Origin of the sequence: Clostridium sp. UBA6640 (assembly GCF_002455975.1) — a bacterium.
Classification (GTDB): Bacteria; Bacillota; Clostridia; order Clostridiales; family Clostridiaceae; genus Clostridium_J.
Genome location: NZ_DKLM01000083.1, coordinates 18,215 through 35,868 on the forward strand (window position 1 = coordinate 18,215; position 17,654 = coordinate 35,868).

Genomic DNA, 17,654 nt, shown 5'->3' on the forward strand with positions numbered 1-17,654 from the left:
CGGCCATAAGCTTAGTTACATTAAGAATTTATATCTATTTTAATGCTAAATTCAATACTTGTAGTGACATAGCTTATTTTACTATCTCATATAAAACTTAAAGAATTAGCCTTCTTTAAAATATACTTTAATTGCATCATAAATAACTCCAAATCCAATAATTAATGATAAAGTTCTCATAATGAATTCACTAACAAGAAGTCCTCCTAATATTTTACTTTCATCATATAAACGACCTGTAATTATTATTGGAGCTACCATAATTAAAACACCTAAAATACAGCCAATAATGCACAAAATAGCTTTTTTTGAATCTATCTTCATTTAATTTCTCCTATCTTATTTGTCTTAATTATAAAAATTAAAAGTATGAATATCCTTCCACATTAACATATCTATAATGATTAGATGAATATGATAATGAAAAATTTACTGAACTATTTTGACCACTCCCAATATTAACTCCACCCTGTACACTGGTAGAACCATTATCATAAAAGTCTCCTCCTTGAAAATAAATTACCTGTTCTATCTCTTTAAAACTATACTAAATTTAATGGAGTTAAACTTATGGTAAATTATACCATTGCTTTTTATGTAAGTCAACCCATAAATAGGCTAAAACTATCAAATTAGCATTAAACACATATATAAGAAATAGCTTGAATTATTTAGTTAATTATTTGCTATTAACCAATTAAATAAAGTGTGGTAAAATCCACACTCTATTATTTTAAATTGCTCTAATCCTATTAACTATTTTGTATATAAATACAATGTGCCATTTTTAGGCCTTTTTACACTTTTACCTTTAAATCCTCTATTTTTAAGTTTCTTTTGTAATGTATTCATAAAAAAACCATGGCAAACAATTAGTATATTTTCATTTGAGTCTAAATCTATATTAGATAAAAACTCATCTATTCTCTTTTCCGTATCTTTTCTACTTTCCTTTTGAGATTTATGATTAAAGAACCATGCACATCTTCCACTTATAGCCCAAAATATATATGGTAATTTAACATTACTTTTAAATATTGGTGATATAGGTACTTCTCTTAACAAATGAGTTTTTGTTATTTCTTCTTTGAATATGCTTTCAGCGGTTTTAACAGCTCTATATAAATCACTAGAGAAGCATTTATCCCACTTAATATGCCCTAAATCTATGTCATTTTCTATAATATCATCTTCATCATATTTTCTTACCAATGCTTTAAACTCATCCGAGGTCATAGATAATACTTTATCACAATCCACTTTAAAATGTCTTATTAATCCTATATTCATACTATACCTCTTAACCCTCTCTTGTAATTTTAAAAATTAATATGTATTTTATGACATACTCAAATTTGAATTAACAGCTAAAAAAGTGATGGTAAAAATAGTCCCATCTTTAACTTTGCTTTTAACTTCAATCATCCCATCATGACTTTCTACTATCGCTTTAGAAAGAGCTAGTCCAATTCCTACAGATTCTGTTTTCTTACTCCTTTTCCCTTTATAAAATCTTTTAAATATATTATGTATATCTTCCTTAGAAATTCCTTCTCCATTATCCTTTATAATAATTCTAATGCACACCGGTGTCCTTTCTGTAAAAACTTCTACTTCTCCGCCCTCAGCTGTATGCTCTAGTGAATTTTTAACTATATTTATAATTGCTTCGCTAAGCCAGTTTGAATCATGTACCATCATAATTTGGGAGTCTTTTTTATTAAATATAAGGTTTATTTTTTCCTCTTCTGCCTTCCCTTGAAGTGCTTCAACAGCATCCTTCACAGTTTCATTTATATCATAATTATTCTTTTCAAACCTAATTACTCCAGCATCTAATTTAGCAACTTTAAGCAAACTTTTTACAAGCCATTCAATTCTATTTAATTGTTTCCCACCATTTTCTAAAAATTCTTTTCTCTTCTCATCATCCAAGTTCCTGTTTAAAAGTATATCATTATATATTATTAAAGATGATATAGGCGTTTTAAGCTGATGTGAAATATCTGAAAGTATATCTACTAAAAAATTTTTCTCTTTTTGTATAGCTAAAAAATTATTCCTTATAATTACTCTCATATTGTTGAAAGAATAAGCAAGTTTTGCAAAAGTTCCTTCTGCATTTTCATAAATTCCAACATCAAAATTGTATTCTACTATATTTTCTGCAGCCATTATAAGCCTTTCAAGTCTTTTATAAATTCTTATATATTGAATAGAATTTTGTAAAAATATAATAATGAAGAATATTAATAAACAACTAAGTATGCCTTTTAAAGCCATACTATAACTATCATTCATTGTTGGTATAAACTTTATTTCTAATTTTTCATTAAAGCCATATTCACTTAATACTTTTCTACCTGCTTCTATGTTTTCTTCATTAGCCCCTTTTGTTATCACAGGAATTATTTCATCACTTAATTCTGGATGGTTTTTAATTATTTCACCTGCTAAAGCCATGGTGCTTTCTGTATAATTTATTTTTATCTTATTATAACTCCTATCCATTATAAAAAAAGAAGTTATTAACATAATAAAGGCTAATGCTAATATAATTAATGAACTTCTTTTTAGTTCTGGATTAGTAAAATATTTAGTCATGACCCACTACTCCTTTTCAACTTCCAAATGCCACTCATATCCAAGGCCTCTTTTAGTTTTTATATATTCAGGATTTGAGGAATCGTCTTCTATTTTTTCTCTAATCCTTTTTATATATACAGAAAGAGTATTTGTATCAAAATATGCTCCCGAACCTTCTATCAATTTATCTAGTATCTCTTCTCTGCTCATCAGCTTTTGAGAATTCATCATAAAATTTAAAATAAGCTTGTACTCTTGTGAAGAAAGTATTATTTCTTCTCCCCTTTTTTCAACTTTTGCAGTTTCTGTATCTAAAACTATATCTTTAGATTTAAATATATGTTTTTTATAAACTTCATTTCTAAATCTTCTTTGAATAGCCTTGATTCTTGAAATAAGTTCTTTTACCTTAAATGGTTTTACTATATAATCATCTGCCCCAATGTCTAATCCTAAAACAATATTTACCTCATCATCACAAGCAGTTAAGAATATTATAGGAACTTCACTTTTGCTTCTTATATATTTACATACATCATAACCACTTCCATCAGGAAGCATTACATCTAATATGATTATATCAAATTCATTTTCATTAAAAGCTTTTAGAGCTTCTTCTACATCTTCAGCTCTTGTAACATAAAACCCTTCATCTTTAAGGGTAAATTCAATTCCTAAAGCTAACCCTTCATCGTCTTCTACTAAAAGTATTCTATTCATAAATCCTATCCCCCTGTATGTCTTTATAAAATTATTATATAAAATTACATAAAAAAAACAAAGCTCTGTTCCATATTTTCACAGAGCTTCTAAAGTAGCTTTAATTCTTAATTGATAAACTGTTAATTTGTTATTGAATAAATTTATAAATTAATTTATTGTTCTCCTCTTATTACTTCAACGATATTTTCTTTTTTAATTCTATTTAAAGGTTTTATTACTGCTATCACGCCTATAAATATAGACGCTCCAATAGCAATACTTATAGTTTTCCAAGGAATACCCCATTTAAATCCCATTATACCTATCATTGTGGTAGACATAAGGTGTGATAGTATCGTTCCAACAATAGCTCCCAAACAAGAACCATATACTCCATAAAGAATTCCTTCAGTCAAAATCATTGATCTTATGTTTTTATAAGTCATCCCTAATGCACTTAATGATGCAATTTCTTTTCTTCTTAAGATTAAATTAGTAGTTATGGTATTTATTATATTTACTACTCCAATTAGAGATACTACTGCTACAAATCCATATAATAATATATTTATTTGAAGATTATTAGCTCTTATCTCTTCTGCTTCTTTACTAGTATTCATAACCTTTATTCCGTTCATATCTCCCAAAGGTTGAATCCACTTTTCAAATTCATTTTCTTTCTTTTCATCCTTTAATATTATTCCTGCAGATTTATAAGGAATTTTTTCAACATTTATATTAGATATATTTTTCATAACATCCTTTGGAGTTATTATTTTTAAATGGTCTGAGTTTCCATAAAGCGGATATGGTGCATAATCTACTATTGCTGATACTGTAACTTTTATCATTTCATTTTTATTAAAATTATTTATTTTACTATTGTCTTCTAAATTTTTTATATTTATAATAGGCATATTCTTGTAAATATAAAAGCTATCTCCAACTTTTAGATTGGTAAGAGGAAGCTCATAATATTTATCTTCCCCTCTAAGCGTTTCATTCTTTATAAGTATAATACCATTTTCTTCAATCATTTTTTCTTTATCTAATTTACCACTAGTTATATAACTTTCAGTATTTTTAAGTTTTATATCATCATATACATCAAAGAGAACGTTTAATGAAGTCATTTCTTCTCCATTAAAATTTGTTTTATTATATGTATGTGGTGCAGCTTCAGTTATTATCTTTTCCTTTTTATCATCTGAAATTACTGCTCTTGATACATAATTTTCATAGTTTACACATAGTTCTTTAACTTCATTACTATTTTTTATTTTATTTATTATATCCTCAGTTATAGTACTTTTTCCATCTATTAAAAAACGATTATTATCTAATAAGCTTAGAATCTCAAAATTATTTTTTTCCTCTTCTGATTTATGTGGTGTAAAATTAATGGTCATATTTATAAAAGAAGTAAAAAATATGAATAATGTAACACTTATTATCATTGAGAATACTGTAATTCTAAATCTCTTTTTATTTCTTTTTATATTTTTAAAAGCCATCAATCCATTTATATTTAGTAATTTTTTTGCTAGCCTGCCTCTATTTTTCTTTATCTTTTCTTTTGTTATAGAAGCCCTGCTGCTAATTGCTATTAGAGGAGATACTTTTCCTGCAAATTTTGCTGGTATTAATGCTGATATATATATTGAAATTAGTCCAACCACTGCACTTATAGCTAATATTTCATAAGATATAACCATGTCTAAAGAGCCAAAAGCGCTACTAGATATAATTTTAAATATCTGATCTATAGCCCACATGGCAAATATGCCGCATAAAATTCCTAATGGAACTCCTATTAAACTTATTAAAGTAGCTTCCCTTAATACTATTTTTTTTATTTGCTTTGGAGTTGCACCTACAGCCCTTAAAAGTCCAAATTGTTTTATTCTCTCAACTACGCTTATCTGAAATGAATTATATACAACTGCTATTGTGGCAATTATTACTATGGTAATTATTATCCCAGCTATATAAGCTAAACTATTATTTATAGATTTATTTTGCCCTTCCCCTAAAAGTCTTAATAACTCTTCATTAGTTTCTATATTTTTAAATGTACCTCTTAATTCTTCTACTGTATCAGAAATATCTGCCTTTTTAGATATAGTTGCAAACATTCCAGATTTCTCCATATCAAATTTATCCGAATAAACAATTCCTGTAGATGCTCCACTAAATTGACTATATGAATTATTTTTAATTAATCCTGTAATTTTAAATTCCTCTATTTTTCCATCCTGAAGTTGCAATTTTATGGTATCTCCTAGTTTAGGAGTATTATCAATATAATTTAACACCCAACTTTCTAAGGCTATTTCTCCATCTTCTTTTGGAATTTCTCCTTCAATAGCTTTATAAGGTAAAAGTTCTAGAGCATTTTTATCAAGTTTAAATAGTTCTATACTTTTTGATGATTTTAAAGAAATTTTATCCCACTGCTCCTTAAGTCCAACCTTTTCTATTTTAGGATTATTCTTAATTTTATCGTAATCACTATCATTTAACTTAGCAATGGCAATATGAAATGAGCCAGCACCCTCTATAGCATCTTGAATAAAAGTATTTTGCATACTCTTCATAAATAAACCTATAGATGTAATAAGTGCTACAGAAAGTATTATTCCACAAATCGTTAATACAGTTCTTTTTTTATTATGCTTTAAATATTTATTAGTTATATCTTTATAGCTTTTCATAATACTTCCCCCTTCTATCCAATTCTTTCATCAGATTTCAACTCACCATCTATTATGGTTATCACTCTATCTGCTTGTTCTGCTATACTCATATCATGAGTTATAACTATTAATGTCTGATTATAGTTTTTAGAAGAAAGTTTTAAAAGCTCTATTACCTCTTTACTATTTTTACTATCTAAATTTCCAGTAGGCTCATCTGCAAGAATTATAGATGGCTTATTTACTAATGCCCTTCCAATAGAAACCCTTTGCTGCTGACCTCCTGATAACTCTGAAGGAAGATGACTTCTTCTGTCATTCAGCCCAAGCATCCATAATAATCCATCCAAATATGTTTCATCTATTTTTTCTTTATCTAGCAAAGCTGGTAGTGATATGTTTTCTTCTACATCTAAAACCGGTATCAAATTAAAAAATTGAAATACAAATCCTATATTTCTTCTTCTAAATATAGCTAACTTTTCTTCATTTAATTTATATATATCTTCTCCGTCTAAATAAACCTTACCTGAAGTTGGTCTATCAAGACCACCTAACATATGAAGTAATGTACTTTTTCCTGAACCAGAAGCCCCTACTATTGCAGTAAATTCTCCTCTATTTATAGAAAAAGATACACCTTTAAGTGCTTCTACTTTATTATTACCGTCCCCATAAACTTTTGATAAATTTTCAACCTTTAGTATTTCCATGTTAAATCCCTCTCTTTTAACTTTATCTTCAATATAAATTTACATCTATAAAAACATTCATTGGTATGACATCCTTTTTCTTAATTGCCCTAACCATAACTATATTATATTTTTATAGCTTTCTCATAACAATAACTATTCTCTTACTCATAACGCAGAACTCTTACATATCTGTAAGATATGGGGACGGTTCATTATAAATCATATAAACCAGCATCAATTAACTTCCCAAGGGACGGTTCATTTCAAATCATAGGTTTAAAATGAACATTATTAAGATACTGATTTTAAAGTACTAAAATTAAAGCTTCTTATAAAAATAATAAAATTAAATATAAACATATAAAAACCAAAAATAAAAATCTGCCAAATGTTTTTATACCATTGGCAGATTGACAAATAATATAATTTATTAAAATATTATTTTCCTATACAATATAATTAAGTCTATTTAGAACATATATTTTCTTGAACATCAACTAAAGCTTCTCCAAATCTTTGGAAATGAACAATTTCTCTTTCTCTTAAAAATTTTAATATCTCTTTTATATCATGATCATCTGTTAAATTTATTAGCCACTGATAAGTTGCTCTTGCTTTTTGTTCTGCTGCCATATTATCATGAAGATCAGCAATTACATCACCTTTGGCCTGTATATAAGTTGCTGTCCATGGATTGCCAGTAGCATCTGTATAAAATATTGCTTTTCCATGATCAGTATAATGGCCTCCCAGACCAGCTTCTCTAATTTCTTCTACAGTTGCATTTTCCATAAGTTGATATGCCATAGTACCAATAATTTCAACATGCGCCATTTCCTCTGTTCCTATGTCGGTGAGTAATGCTTTAGATTTTCCTGTAGGCATTGTATAACGTTGATTCAGGTATCTAAGTGCAGCACTTAATTCACCATCTGGTCCACCATATTGGGATATAAGAAATTTTGCCATTTGAAGATCTTTAGATTTAAGATTTACTGGATATTCTAAAGTTTTTACATAATACCACATACTCTACTCTTCCTCCCATCTATTCTGTTCTCTTTGCCATGGCCATGGGTCTTTTACCCAGGCTGGTGGATTTTCTACAAAAGCAGAACCGAAGTTAGTAAGTGGACCAAATTTCTCTTCATATTCACTAATTAAACAAGTTAATTTATGAGATGTAATTTTAAAGTCTTTTGTTGCCTTTTCATCATGAGGAAAATTATCTAGAAATAAATTAAGCTCTATAGCATAGAATTGATATTCTCTAATAGTATTTAATAGTTCATTTGCATTCATAGTATTCACCTCTTAACATATAGATTTTTTATTATATGGCTGATAAAGGTCTTTAAAAATTGTACCTCTTCTAAAGGCCTCTCTAACTGAAAATAGATTTTCATAAACTTGAGGTAATACATATGCCCTTGCATATTGCACTCTTACAGTTTTACATTTTTCATGGTCATGCATTAATTTAACATCCTTTCGTTATTTACTAGCTAATAATTATGTTATGTTATCAATATCCATAATGTTACAAATAATATAATTTTATCTCAAAATATACTTAAAATGTATTTAAAGTGCAAAATTAAATGCACTACTTTTTTAATGCCAAATCCTTTTAAGTTTAAATGTAATAGGGACGGTTCATTACAATTTATACAAAATTAGAATAAAATTCATTAAAATATTGTCTTAAAAAATTGCTAGATTAAAAATTTAATAAAAAATGATGAACCGTCCCTTACTTAATCAGTAGAAATTCTATAATTTCTAATTGACAGTTCTTAACTAAGAATTATAAAATTATGGAGGTATATGTTTTTATGTAAAATTTTGAATTTTTTACTACATATTTTCTCTAAAGAGTATTATCTATTATTTTTTAGGATAAATATGATTATTGGAGGTTCAATATGGTTATTGAAAATAAAGAAATAATAGGAAAGAATCTAACATGGATACTTCGCTGCCCTATAAAAGGTGATGGAGCAGAATTATCTAGATTAAGAGTTCAATTAGACGGAGAAACAGAAAATTTTGATCGCGAACCAGGCGAAGGATTTCTTACCCCAGAAGATTTCGAAAAAATGATTTATGAAAATTCAATATCAGATAACAGTTTATTTTTAGTAGCGGAAGTTGAAGGCAAAATTGCTGGGTTAGCTCTTTGTCAAGGAAATGCCTTAAGTAGGTTTAGGCATAGTGCATCCTTAGGTATAGGTGTTCTAAATAAATATTGGGGTAATGGAATTGGAAATGTATTATTAGAAAATATATTATCTTGGGCAGACACCACAATATTAGAAAAGATTTCATTAGTTGCAGTAGAAACAAATACAAAGGCAATTCAATTATATGAAAAATATGGATTTATAGAAGAAGGTTTGTTAATAAAAGATCGTATTCATAAGGATGGAAATTATTATAATACAGTTATAATGGGAAGATTTAAAAATAAGTAATAGATAGTTTTTGGAACTAATACATGGAATTTGATAAAGTAGAAAATCCTAAATAAAGTATTATTTATAGTCTATTTAAATTTACTCTTATAAATAAATTTTTCAGCTTTTAGCAAAAATAAAAGCTGAAAAATTTGATACAAATATATATTTTATTAAACCGCTCTAATATATACTTGCATTACATTTCAGTAAAAGAAATTATCAATTACTAGATACTCTTTTATATATTCCTATTATCCCAATTGCTATAAATATAAAAGGTAAGTAATAAATATTATTAATTAAACTAATGCTGTACTTCATAATCTCTGCACCTAAAAGTTTTTTAATTATTAAATTTATTAAAGCAAAAATGATAGAAAAAGTAACCACACTAGATACAAACCTTCCATTCTTAATGTTAAATCTGACATTAAAAATGTTAAATCTGACATTGATTCTTTTAGGTATTAATAATAATGTCATAGCATTTGCCCATATGAACTGTCTTAAATTTATAGTTAAACTTAAAGAATCGCCATTAATTATATTAGAAATTCCAATTATAATTACAAGCAATGTAGTCCATAATAAATATTTTTGTACATAATTAACTATTTTATAATATTTATTTCTACTATTATTAAACTCCTCAACAATTGAGTCACAAAATGCCTCATAATCTTTTCCAATAAACAAATCTACAGGCTTATCTTCAACTTGAGCTTGTAATATCATATCCATAATCTGTTGTAAAATTTCTTCTTTCTCATCTAATTCTAGATCACCACAAATTTGAATATAAGAAGTTATATGCTTATATAAACACAAATTTGTATCATTTAGCTTTTTCTGTTCCCTCAATCTAATTCTTCTTAATCGAATTGCTGACAACATTATTTACCCCTCCAATACATTATCGATATTCCTCTTTATTTCACCCCAAGACGATATGAATTCTTTTAATTCTTCCATACCTTCTTCTGTAAGATAGTAATATTTTCTCATAGGTCCTAAAGGAGATTTTTTCATAATAGAATATAATGATTTCTTCTTTTCTAATCTTATAAGTATTGGATATACACTTCCCTCTGAAATATCTTTAAATCCAAATTCTATTAATTTTTCACATATTTCATAACCATATGTTTCATTTTTACTCACTATGTTAAGAATACACCCTTCAAGTAGTCCCTTTAATATTTGTGTAGTATTAGCCACTAAATCACCTACTTTGCATTACATAATAGCTTATATTTTTATAATATACTTACTACTATGTAATGTCAAGTAGTCCACATTTAAATTTTTATAAATTACTCTCTTTGATTTATTAAACAATTATGTAACTAATACAATAATGCAATAAAAAATCTACTAAGCGGATTATGTGTTTTTCAACTTCACAAAGTTGTCCGCAAACTTGGCTTTATTATAAATTCCCCTAGAATAGAAAATATCCGATATGATAACAAAAATTATCATATCGGATATAAATATTTTAATTAGACATTTCTATTAGAAAATTCTATTTATTCTTTTTTCACTACTGGTATATAGATATCCATTACAATTCCCTCATATCCATAAGAGCGCTCATCATATAGTTCAAAATCTACTCCATCTGGTGCATATTCGTAACCTGATTCTGGGAACCATTCATTCCAGATATAATTCCATGTGCCTTGAATAGTATTAATAAATCCATTATCTTTACGGTCTGATGGCGGTGTAGTAAATACAGCATAGGTAGCTTCATTTATTTCTCCTTTGAAAAGTCCTTCTGGTATATTATCAAAGTTTCTTACCTCTACCCCTATTATATAAGAAAAGTTTCCTGTCTTCATATCTGGTTGTAGACAAACACCCAATTCTGCATGATTAACTGGAGTAATTTTATTGTGTAAAATTTTTGCCCAATTTTCTTCAAAGTATCTGTCCCAAAATTTTGGAATTTCCGTATTATTCTTTCCATCATTTGAAGTAGTCTTTAGCTCATAACCTGCTAACTTGAATGCTGGTTTGAGAATAAATTTAGGTTGCATAATAATTCCTCCCATTATTTTATATTCTGCTAGCTTCATTAAGTCCACCTTCTCTGGAATACGTTTAGTTGCATGAATTCGATATTGTTCTGGAGATACACCATAGGATTTGCGAAATGCCTTAGTAAAACCTGCATGGGTATCAAAACCATAGTCTAGAGCAATATCCAAGATTTTTCGTCCATCAAGCAGCTCTGTGGCAGCATAAGCTATACGCCTTTTCCGTATATATTTCATTACCGGTAGACCTACATAGAATTGAAATACTCTGTAATAATGATAAGATGAAAATCCAGCTAATGCAGCTAGTTTCTCTACTGTAATATCTTCTTTTAAGTGAATCTCAATATAGTCGATACTTTGTTGAATACAAGCTCTATAATCCATGTTTTCCCTCCCCAATCTATGATTCTATAGTACCAGAACCAATTACCATTCGCTTATCCATTTTTGCTAAGTTGATTTTTGCTAATAAGGTATATTCAAAAAATAATAAATCAGTATCTCAGCCTACTTTCCATTATTCTAAGTTGTAAGTTTCTGTTCATAGGTCTACTATTAATAGAATTCGACACATTGTGTGGCATGAGACATATTCAAAAATAGCTAGCTAAAGATGCTCATATATTTCGCATCTTTAACTAGCTATTTTACTTTACAAGTCTAAAATATACTAACATATTTAATTTTTTATTTTTCCAGCTGGCTAAACTTGATATACGTATTATTAATAACATATATAAAAATGTTTCTAATTTTAACCTAAAAGCTTGTCCGAAAGAAAGTCTTATATATTTTATTAAAATATTCCCATGAATCCTGCCGCTAAAACTACAACTGCAAATATCATTCTATAAATTGCAAATACCTTCATTGGTTTTTTCTTTAAATATGAAATAAATTTATTAATTACTGCTAATGCCACTATAAATGAAACTATAAAACCAACTGCAAGAGAAATAATTTCTGGAGATGTAAGAATAGATATACCACCAATCTTTAAAATTTTTAAGAAGCTCATTCCTAGCATAACTGGAATTGCTAAAAAGAATGAAAACTCAGCAGCTACAACGGTAGAAAGTCCTGCTACCCATCCCCCTATTATAGTTGAAGCTGAACGTGACATCCCTGGAATTATAGCTAAGCATTGAAATAGCCCAACTAATATCGCTTGCTTTGGTGTAACATTTAACTCATCATTTTTTGTATTATTATTTCTAAATTTCTTTTCAGCGTATATCATCCATATACCACCTAAGAATAATGTTATAGCTACAGATACTGGTTTAAATAAGTATTGCTCTGCTAAATCATCTAGGAGTATTCCAAAAAAACCTCCAGGAATACAAGCGATAAATATCATAAACCAAAATTTAAACCCTGATTTTTCATATCCAACTTTTTGTGGAAAAAAGTTTACAAGAGTATCTTTTATCTTTTTCCAGTAAAGTATAACAACTGCAAGTATTGCTCCAAGCTGTATTACATATGTATACATCTCAACATAATTTGCACTAGTTCCTTTAAATCCTATTAAATTTTGAAAAATAACAAGATGACCAGTTGAGGATACTGGTAAAAATTCTGTTATTCCCTCTACGATTCCTAATATTATAGATTTTATTATAAAAATTATTGTTTCCATTTAATCACCTTTTTCAATTTATTGTTTAAGTATAAAAAGAAAATAATAAGCCAATGTTTTAAATTTATTTTCTTTTATAATAGATGTTATAATCACCTTATAAGCTTAAGGTACAATTTAAAATAAGCGATTATAATCACTAGTTATTTTCAAGTTTTTTATCTCCCTTACTGAATATCTACCCTTCTAAAATAAATTACCATTGCTATAAATCCAATAATAAACGTAGTAAAAATAGAAATATAAGAATATATTGGAGGGTATTCTGGACGAAAAATATTTGTTGCTACAGCTATTGTCGCTGACCATGGATATAAAACACTATATTCTGAATTTGAAATTAGTACGTTTACCATAGTTATGGCTATAGTAAATGCAATAGTTGGTACATAATCCTTGAACAAAAGTGTCACAAATATAATTGGAGTTGACAGTAGAAAAAGAAGACCCCCTCCTATAATATACTCTTTAAATGAAGTTATCAATATTGTAGTATTTAAGTCTTCAAAGGGTCCTATTAATCCAAAAATTAAAGTCATAACCCAAGAAATTATAGTCAATACCATAATCCAAATTAATAGTAGAACTAATTTGCTCACAATAAGATTTATTCTTGATACAGGTATAGTTAATAGATTTTTTAATGTGTTTTCAACATACTCTCTATTAAAAAGATAGGCAGCAATTAATCCATATAAAAGCACCCCAATTAGTAAAATAACATAAAAATTACAATCAGAAAAAAGCTTATTAAATTCAATAGGTATATCAGGTCTTTTGACCTTCTGCATTACATATGCTATAAAACACATAAACGGTGTTACTATCGCTCCCACAATACTTACCCAAAACATATTAGATCGTTTAAGCTTTAGAAGTTCAGTATATAATAAATTACCCAATACTACCACCTCCTATTAGTTTAATAAAGTAATCTTCTAAGTTATCTTCACTCATAACAATCTTCAATACCTCAATATGATTTTCTACAAATACTTTGTTGATCTTTCCTTGTTCACCTAAATGAGAATATATACGAATGTTCCCTTTTTCATGAACTTCATAATCGGTAATATTGAAATACTTCTCTATAAGCATAACTGCTTTATTTTCGTTAGATACTTGAAATTCAAGATATTTACGATTTCTTTTTCTAAGCTCTTGAATAGATACCTCTTCTAGTAATTTCCCATCATGAATAACTCCAATATTATCTGCCAATTGCTCAATTTCACTAAGAATATGGCTTGAAATAACAATGGTTACATGATTTTCTTCACATAGCTTATCAAGAAAATTTCTCATTTCTTGTATACCTATAGGATCAAGACCATTTATAGGTTCATCCAAAATTAATAACTCTGGTTCATGCATAATAGCAGCTGCAATTCCTAAACGCTGTTTCATTCCTAAAGAATATTGAGATACCATTTTCTTTGGCTCCTTGTCAAGCCCCACTGTTGAAAGTGCATATTCTATGGCATCTGAACGGTGAACTCCACGTAGTCGAGCTAATATTTTTAAATTTTCGCTTCCCGTTAAATTTTGATAAAATCCAGGATTTTCAATAATTGATCCAATACGTGGGTAAATTTCTTTTCTATTTTGCTTTAAGTTCTTCCCGAATATTTCGATTTCACCTGAAGTTGGCTTCACTAATCCCATAATCATGCGCAGTGTTGTAGTTTTACCTGCTCCATTACGACCTAAAAGTCCATAAATTTGACCTTTAGGAACATGGAGATTGATATTATCCACGGCTATTTGTTTATCAAATTTTCTTGTAAGTGCTTTAGTTTCTAAAATCCAATTTTCCATATATATCGCTCCTTGTCTCAACTGTTTTTCTGCTAGTAATAAAATTTCTTTAAAAGCTCATTTTAACTAGTAATATAATTGCTAGTTATTATGCGGCGAGCACTGTTCGCCGCTGCAGTTAATCAATTCTAAAACTTTCAACTTCTGCTCAGAAATATACAAACTTATGAATTTTGCATTGTGAATTGAAATAGCTTATATATTTATTCTATCTGGTAGTTCTGACATGAAGCTTACACATTTCTTACTTTTTCTTACTTTTTGGTAGGGAAACTTGTACAAATGTTTTTATATGTGGAGTACTTTCCATGAAAATTCTTCCCTGCATCTTTTGAACAAGTTCCTTGGATATAGCTAAACCTAGGCCATGACCTTTAGTTGACCTTGATGAATCCTCTCTGTAAAGCCGCTCAAAAACCCTAGATATTTCATCTGACGATAATCCAGCTCCTTTATCCCAAACTTCAAAATAAACATCAGTTTCATCATACCATGCAGATACCCCTATAAAATGATTATCTTTACCATAACGAAAAGCATTCTGAAGCAAATTGCTAAAAATGCGAATCAATGCATGTTGATCCCCATTTACAAAACATTCCTCATCAGGAATTTGAACTTCCAAGGTTATATTTTCTTTTTGTAATGTTGGAATCCAACCAATAAGTTCACTGCGCAGTAATTCAAATAAATCAATTGATTCAAAAATAAGTTGTATTTCGTTAGCATCTATTTGTGCTATAGTAAATAGTTCATCAATATATTCTTTTAATGAATAAGCTTTATTTCTTGCAATATGAAGATATTCTTCACTTTCTTCACCAGCCATACCATCACACAATGCATCTAAATACCCTAGAACAGATGTTAATGGAGTGCGTACATCATGGGATAAATTAGATAACATTTGCTTCCTTGCCTGTTCTGCTCGAAATGCCCTTATCTTATCTCTTTGATAAGAATCTACTAATTGATTAATTTTAAATACTAAAGGAGCAATAGCTTCTTTATCTCCAACATGAATTTTTCTATTTTCATTACCTTTAATAATATCTTCTAAAATATGCAAAGTCTCTTGAATACGACGGCGATATTGCCATTCACGATAAATAAAAAATACAAGAACCATTGCTAGGATAATGATAAACCATATAATTTCTCTACTCATTGCCTGCTTCTCCATTAAACTTATAACCCATGCCCCAAGCTGTTAAAATATATATTGGATTTTCTGGATCTGGTTCGACTTTTTTCCGTAATCTTCTAATATGTACCATAATATTGTTGTCATCATAAGCATAATCTTCTTGCCATACATTTTGATATATCTGTTTCTTGGTAAAAATTTGCCCAGGATTAGATGCTAAAAAATATAATAAGTCATATTCCTTTCCAGTAAGTGAAACATTTTCACCATTATAAGTAACACGGATATGTGCAGTATCTATAATAAGATGTCCAAAAGCCATGCAGTGTGGCTTTTCTGTTACTGCGCCAAGTACCACATATCTACGAATTAATGATTGCACTCTAGCTGTTAATTCAGATAAACTAAAAGGCTTAGTTATGTAATCATCTGCACCTAATTTTAGTCCCAAAACCTTATCCATTTCATCACCTTTTGCTGTAAGCATCAATACCGGTGTATTTTTTCTTTCTCTTATATGAGTTAATGCAGATATTCCATCCATCTCCGGCATCATAACATCCAATATAATTAAATGATAGTCCTTGTTATTAACAAACTTCAAACCTTCTATTCCTGTATGAGCAACATCTGCCTCATATCCTTCAGTCTCCATACATCTTTTAAGTAATCTGCATAATTCAATATCATCATCTATAATTAAAATACTCTTTTTCATATAAACCACCTCACATTTCTCAATAACCAAATATTAATCTTTTTACTTACCAAAATACCTCATCCTCAAATTGAAATTTATAATATTAAATAATTACTTTTATAACCATTTAATATTATTACACTTATTATAATAAATGCATCTAAAATAATAGTAAATTTAATAACCACTAAAAATAAAAAAATACTAGAATGAACTTATTAAAATTCTCTAGTATTTTTATAAAACCTCTTAAAAAATGTATAAATTTAATTTTTATATACACTTTTAAATAAGTTTTTTATATTTATTCCTTATAAAATTTAGTTTAACAATCTTCATAAAACTTACTACATGTTACTCAGTATCTTTTTTAATTATATACTTATTTAAAAGCTTATTTTTTTAAATTCACCTTTTTCTATGTGCAGTTCAAGTTCAATATCTGCCTTTTTATACCCAACTAATTTTATGCGATTGATACCTTTTTTAATTGGTATAGTTAAAGCGGTATTTTCTTCTACACTTGATTTGGCTGTATTCTCAACAAGAGTAGCAACTGTATTGTTAGGTGATATTAAAACTAGTTTTGCCTTTCCACTTTTTACTGATAATGTATATGGAACTTGCAAATCAAAATCTTCATCGCTTTCATATATCCAAATAGTTCCACTTCCACTTAATTTCAATTTCCCCTTATATATTCCTTCCTCTATTGTTTCATCACTTTCATCTACTCCAAAAGTATTAGAGTCACTAGCTATTTTATCATCATCATTATAAACTCTATCCATAAAATTATCTCCACATCCTATTAATAAGGTAATCATAATGATAGTCATAATAACCAATATTTTTCTCTTTTTAAAATTCATCTTAATCCCCTCTTGCCTTAGTTTAATAAATTTATATTGAATTGCAACAATGTAAATACACTTTATAGTATTATTACTAAAATTTTCCAACAAATTCTTTATAGTATATCTCATAATTATGATAATATAAAGTCTATATTATCATTCTAAGTATATAACTATGCTCATAATATTCTAATAATTCTTCATGCATTATTTATGATATCGTAAGGACGAACATTGTTTATCAACTTTTCTTCTCATATATAGCACTACTGAATTATAATGCCTTATTATCCCTATGCAATTTCAC

At 28.1% G+C, this 17,654-nt stretch carries 19 protein-coding genes; 1 reads left to right on the forward strand and 18 read right to left on the reverse strand.

What is annotated here, in order from left to right; all coding sequences use genetic code 11:
• Positions 1-105: 105 nt before the first annotated feature.
• From B2W91_RS09425 to B2W91_RS09465, 9 genes are all read right to left on the reverse strand, one after another.
• Complete coding sequence (locus B2W91_RS09425; protein ID WP_291580289.1) at positions 106-324, reverse strand: hypothetical protein; 219 nt, start codon at positions 322-324, stop codon at positions 106-108.
• A 432-nt stretch (positions 325-756) separates the two neighbouring features.
• Entirely contained in the window at positions 757-1,290 is a 534-nt protein-coding gene (locus tag B2W91_RS09430) for a phosphoglycerate mutase family protein (RefSeq protein ID WP_291580291.1), read from the reverse strand.
• A 48-nt stretch (positions 1,291-1,338) separates the two neighbouring features.
• Positions 1,339-2,604, reverse strand: a complete 1,266-nt coding sequence (locus B2W91_RS09435) for a sensor histidine kinase (protein WP_291580292.1) — start codon at positions 2,602-2,604, stop codon at positions 1,339-1,341.
• 6 nt (positions 2,605-2,610) lie between these two features.
• Entirely contained in the window at positions 2,611-3,306 is a 696-nt protein-coding gene (locus B2W91_RS09440; RefSeq protein WP_291580293.1) for a response regulator transcription factor, read from the reverse strand.
• A gap of 155 nt (positions 3,307-3,461) precedes the next feature.
• Positions 3,462-6,002 carry an ABC transporter permease gene (locus B2W91_RS09445; protein ID WP_291580294.1) on the reverse strand — a complete coding sequence of 847 codons (2,541 nt, stop codon included), beginning with the start codon at positions 6,000-6,002 and terminating at the stop codon, positions 3,462-3,464.
• 14 nt (positions 6,003-6,016) lie between these two features.
• Complete coding sequence (locus tag B2W91_RS09450; RefSeq protein ID WP_291580296.1) at positions 6,017-6,697, reverse strand: ABC transporter ATP-binding protein; 681 nt, start codon at positions 6,695-6,697, stop codon at positions 6,017-6,019.
• Positions 6,698-7,144: 447 nt separating this feature from the next.
• Positions 7,145-7,708 carry a manganese catalase family protein gene (locus B2W91_RS09455; RefSeq protein ID WP_291580297.1) on the reverse strand — a complete coding sequence of 188 codons (564 nt, stop codon included), beginning with the start codon at positions 7,706-7,708 and terminating at the stop codon, positions 7,145-7,147.
• Between the two features lie 3 nt (positions 7,709-7,711).
• Positions 7,712-7,981: a spore coat protein CotJB gene (locus tag B2W91_RS09460; protein WP_291580299.1), complete on the reverse strand. Its 270-nt coding sequence runs from the start codon at positions 7,979-7,981 to the stop codon at positions 7,712-7,714.
• 12 nt (positions 7,982-7,993) lie between these two features.
• Positions 7,994-8,155, reverse strand: a complete 162-nt coding sequence (locus B2W91_RS09465; protein WP_291580301.1) for a spore coat associated protein CotJA — start codon at positions 8,153-8,155, stop codon at positions 7,994-7,996.
• A 449-nt stretch (positions 8,156-8,604) separates the two neighbouring features.
• On the opposite strand from B2W91_RS09465, the gene B2W91_RS09470 reads away from it, so the two are divergent.
• Positions 8,605-9,153 carry a GNAT family N-acetyltransferase gene (locus B2W91_RS09470; protein ID WP_291580302.1) on the forward strand — a complete coding sequence of 183 codons (549 nt, stop codon included), beginning with the start codon at positions 8,605-8,607 and terminating at the stop codon, positions 9,151-9,153.
• A 204-nt stretch (positions 9,154-9,357) separates the two neighbouring features.
• Here B2W91_RS09470 and B2W91_RS09475 read toward each other — a convergent pair whose 3' ends face one another.
• From B2W91_RS09475 to B2W91_RS09515, 9 genes are all read right to left on the reverse strand, one after another.
• Positions 9,358-10,032, reverse strand: coding sequence for a DUF1048 domain-containing protein (locus B2W91_RS09475; RefSeq protein ID WP_291580303.1), 675 nt, complete (start codon positions 10,030-10,032; stop codon positions 9,358-9,360).
• 3 nt (positions 10,033-10,035) lie between these two features.
• Positions 10,036-10,356 carry a PadR family transcriptional regulator gene (locus B2W91_RS09480; protein ID WP_291580305.1) on the reverse strand — a complete coding sequence of 107 codons (321 nt, stop codon included), beginning with the start codon at positions 10,354-10,356 and terminating at the stop codon, positions 10,036-10,038.
• Positions 10,357-10,667: 311 nt separating this feature from the next.
• A complete protein-coding gene (locus tag B2W91_RS09485) occupies positions 10,668-11,567 on the reverse strand; it encodes an AraC family transcriptional regulator (protein WP_291580307.1) in 900 nt (299 codons plus the stop codon).
• A gap of 412 nt (positions 11,568-11,979) precedes the next feature.
• Entirely contained in the window at positions 11,980-12,825 is an 846-nt protein-coding gene (locus B2W91_RS09490) for an undecaprenyl-diphosphate phosphatase (RefSeq protein ID WP_291580309.1), read from the reverse strand.
• Positions 12,826-12,992: 167 nt separating this feature from the next.
• Positions 12,993-13,727, reverse strand: a complete 735-nt coding sequence (locus B2W91_RS09495) for an ABC transporter permease (RefSeq protein ID WP_291580311.1) — start codon at positions 13,725-13,727, stop codon at positions 12,993-12,995.
• The gene (locus tag B2W91_RS09500; protein ID WP_291580312.1) at positions 13,720-14,643 is read right to left on the reverse strand and encodes an ABC transporter ATP-binding protein; all 924 of its coding nucleotides are present in this window, start codon (positions 14,641-14,643) and stop codon (positions 13,720-13,722) included. The genes B2W91_RS09495 and B2W91_RS09500 overlap by 8 nt, the downstream gene beginning before the upstream one ends.
• 244 nt (positions 14,644-14,887) lie before the next feature.
• Positions 14,888-15,811 carry a sensor histidine kinase gene (locus B2W91_RS09505; RefSeq protein WP_291580315.1) on the reverse strand — a complete coding sequence of 308 codons (924 nt, stop codon included), beginning with the start codon at positions 15,809-15,811 and terminating at the stop codon, positions 14,888-14,890.
• Positions 15,804-16,508 carry a response regulator transcription factor gene (locus B2W91_RS09510; RefSeq protein ID WP_291580317.1) on the reverse strand — a complete coding sequence of 235 codons (705 nt, stop codon included), beginning with the start codon at positions 16,506-16,508 and terminating at the stop codon, positions 15,804-15,806. The genes B2W91_RS09505 and B2W91_RS09510 overlap by 8 nt, the downstream gene beginning before the upstream one ends.
• A 368-nt stretch (positions 16,509-16,876) precedes the next feature.
• Positions 16,877-17,362, reverse strand: coding sequence for a 50S ribosomal protein L7ae (locus B2W91_RS09515; RefSeq protein WP_291580319.1), 486 nt, complete (start codon positions 17,360-17,362; stop codon positions 16,877-16,879).
• Between the last annotated feature and the right edge of the window lie 292 nt (positions 17,363-17,654).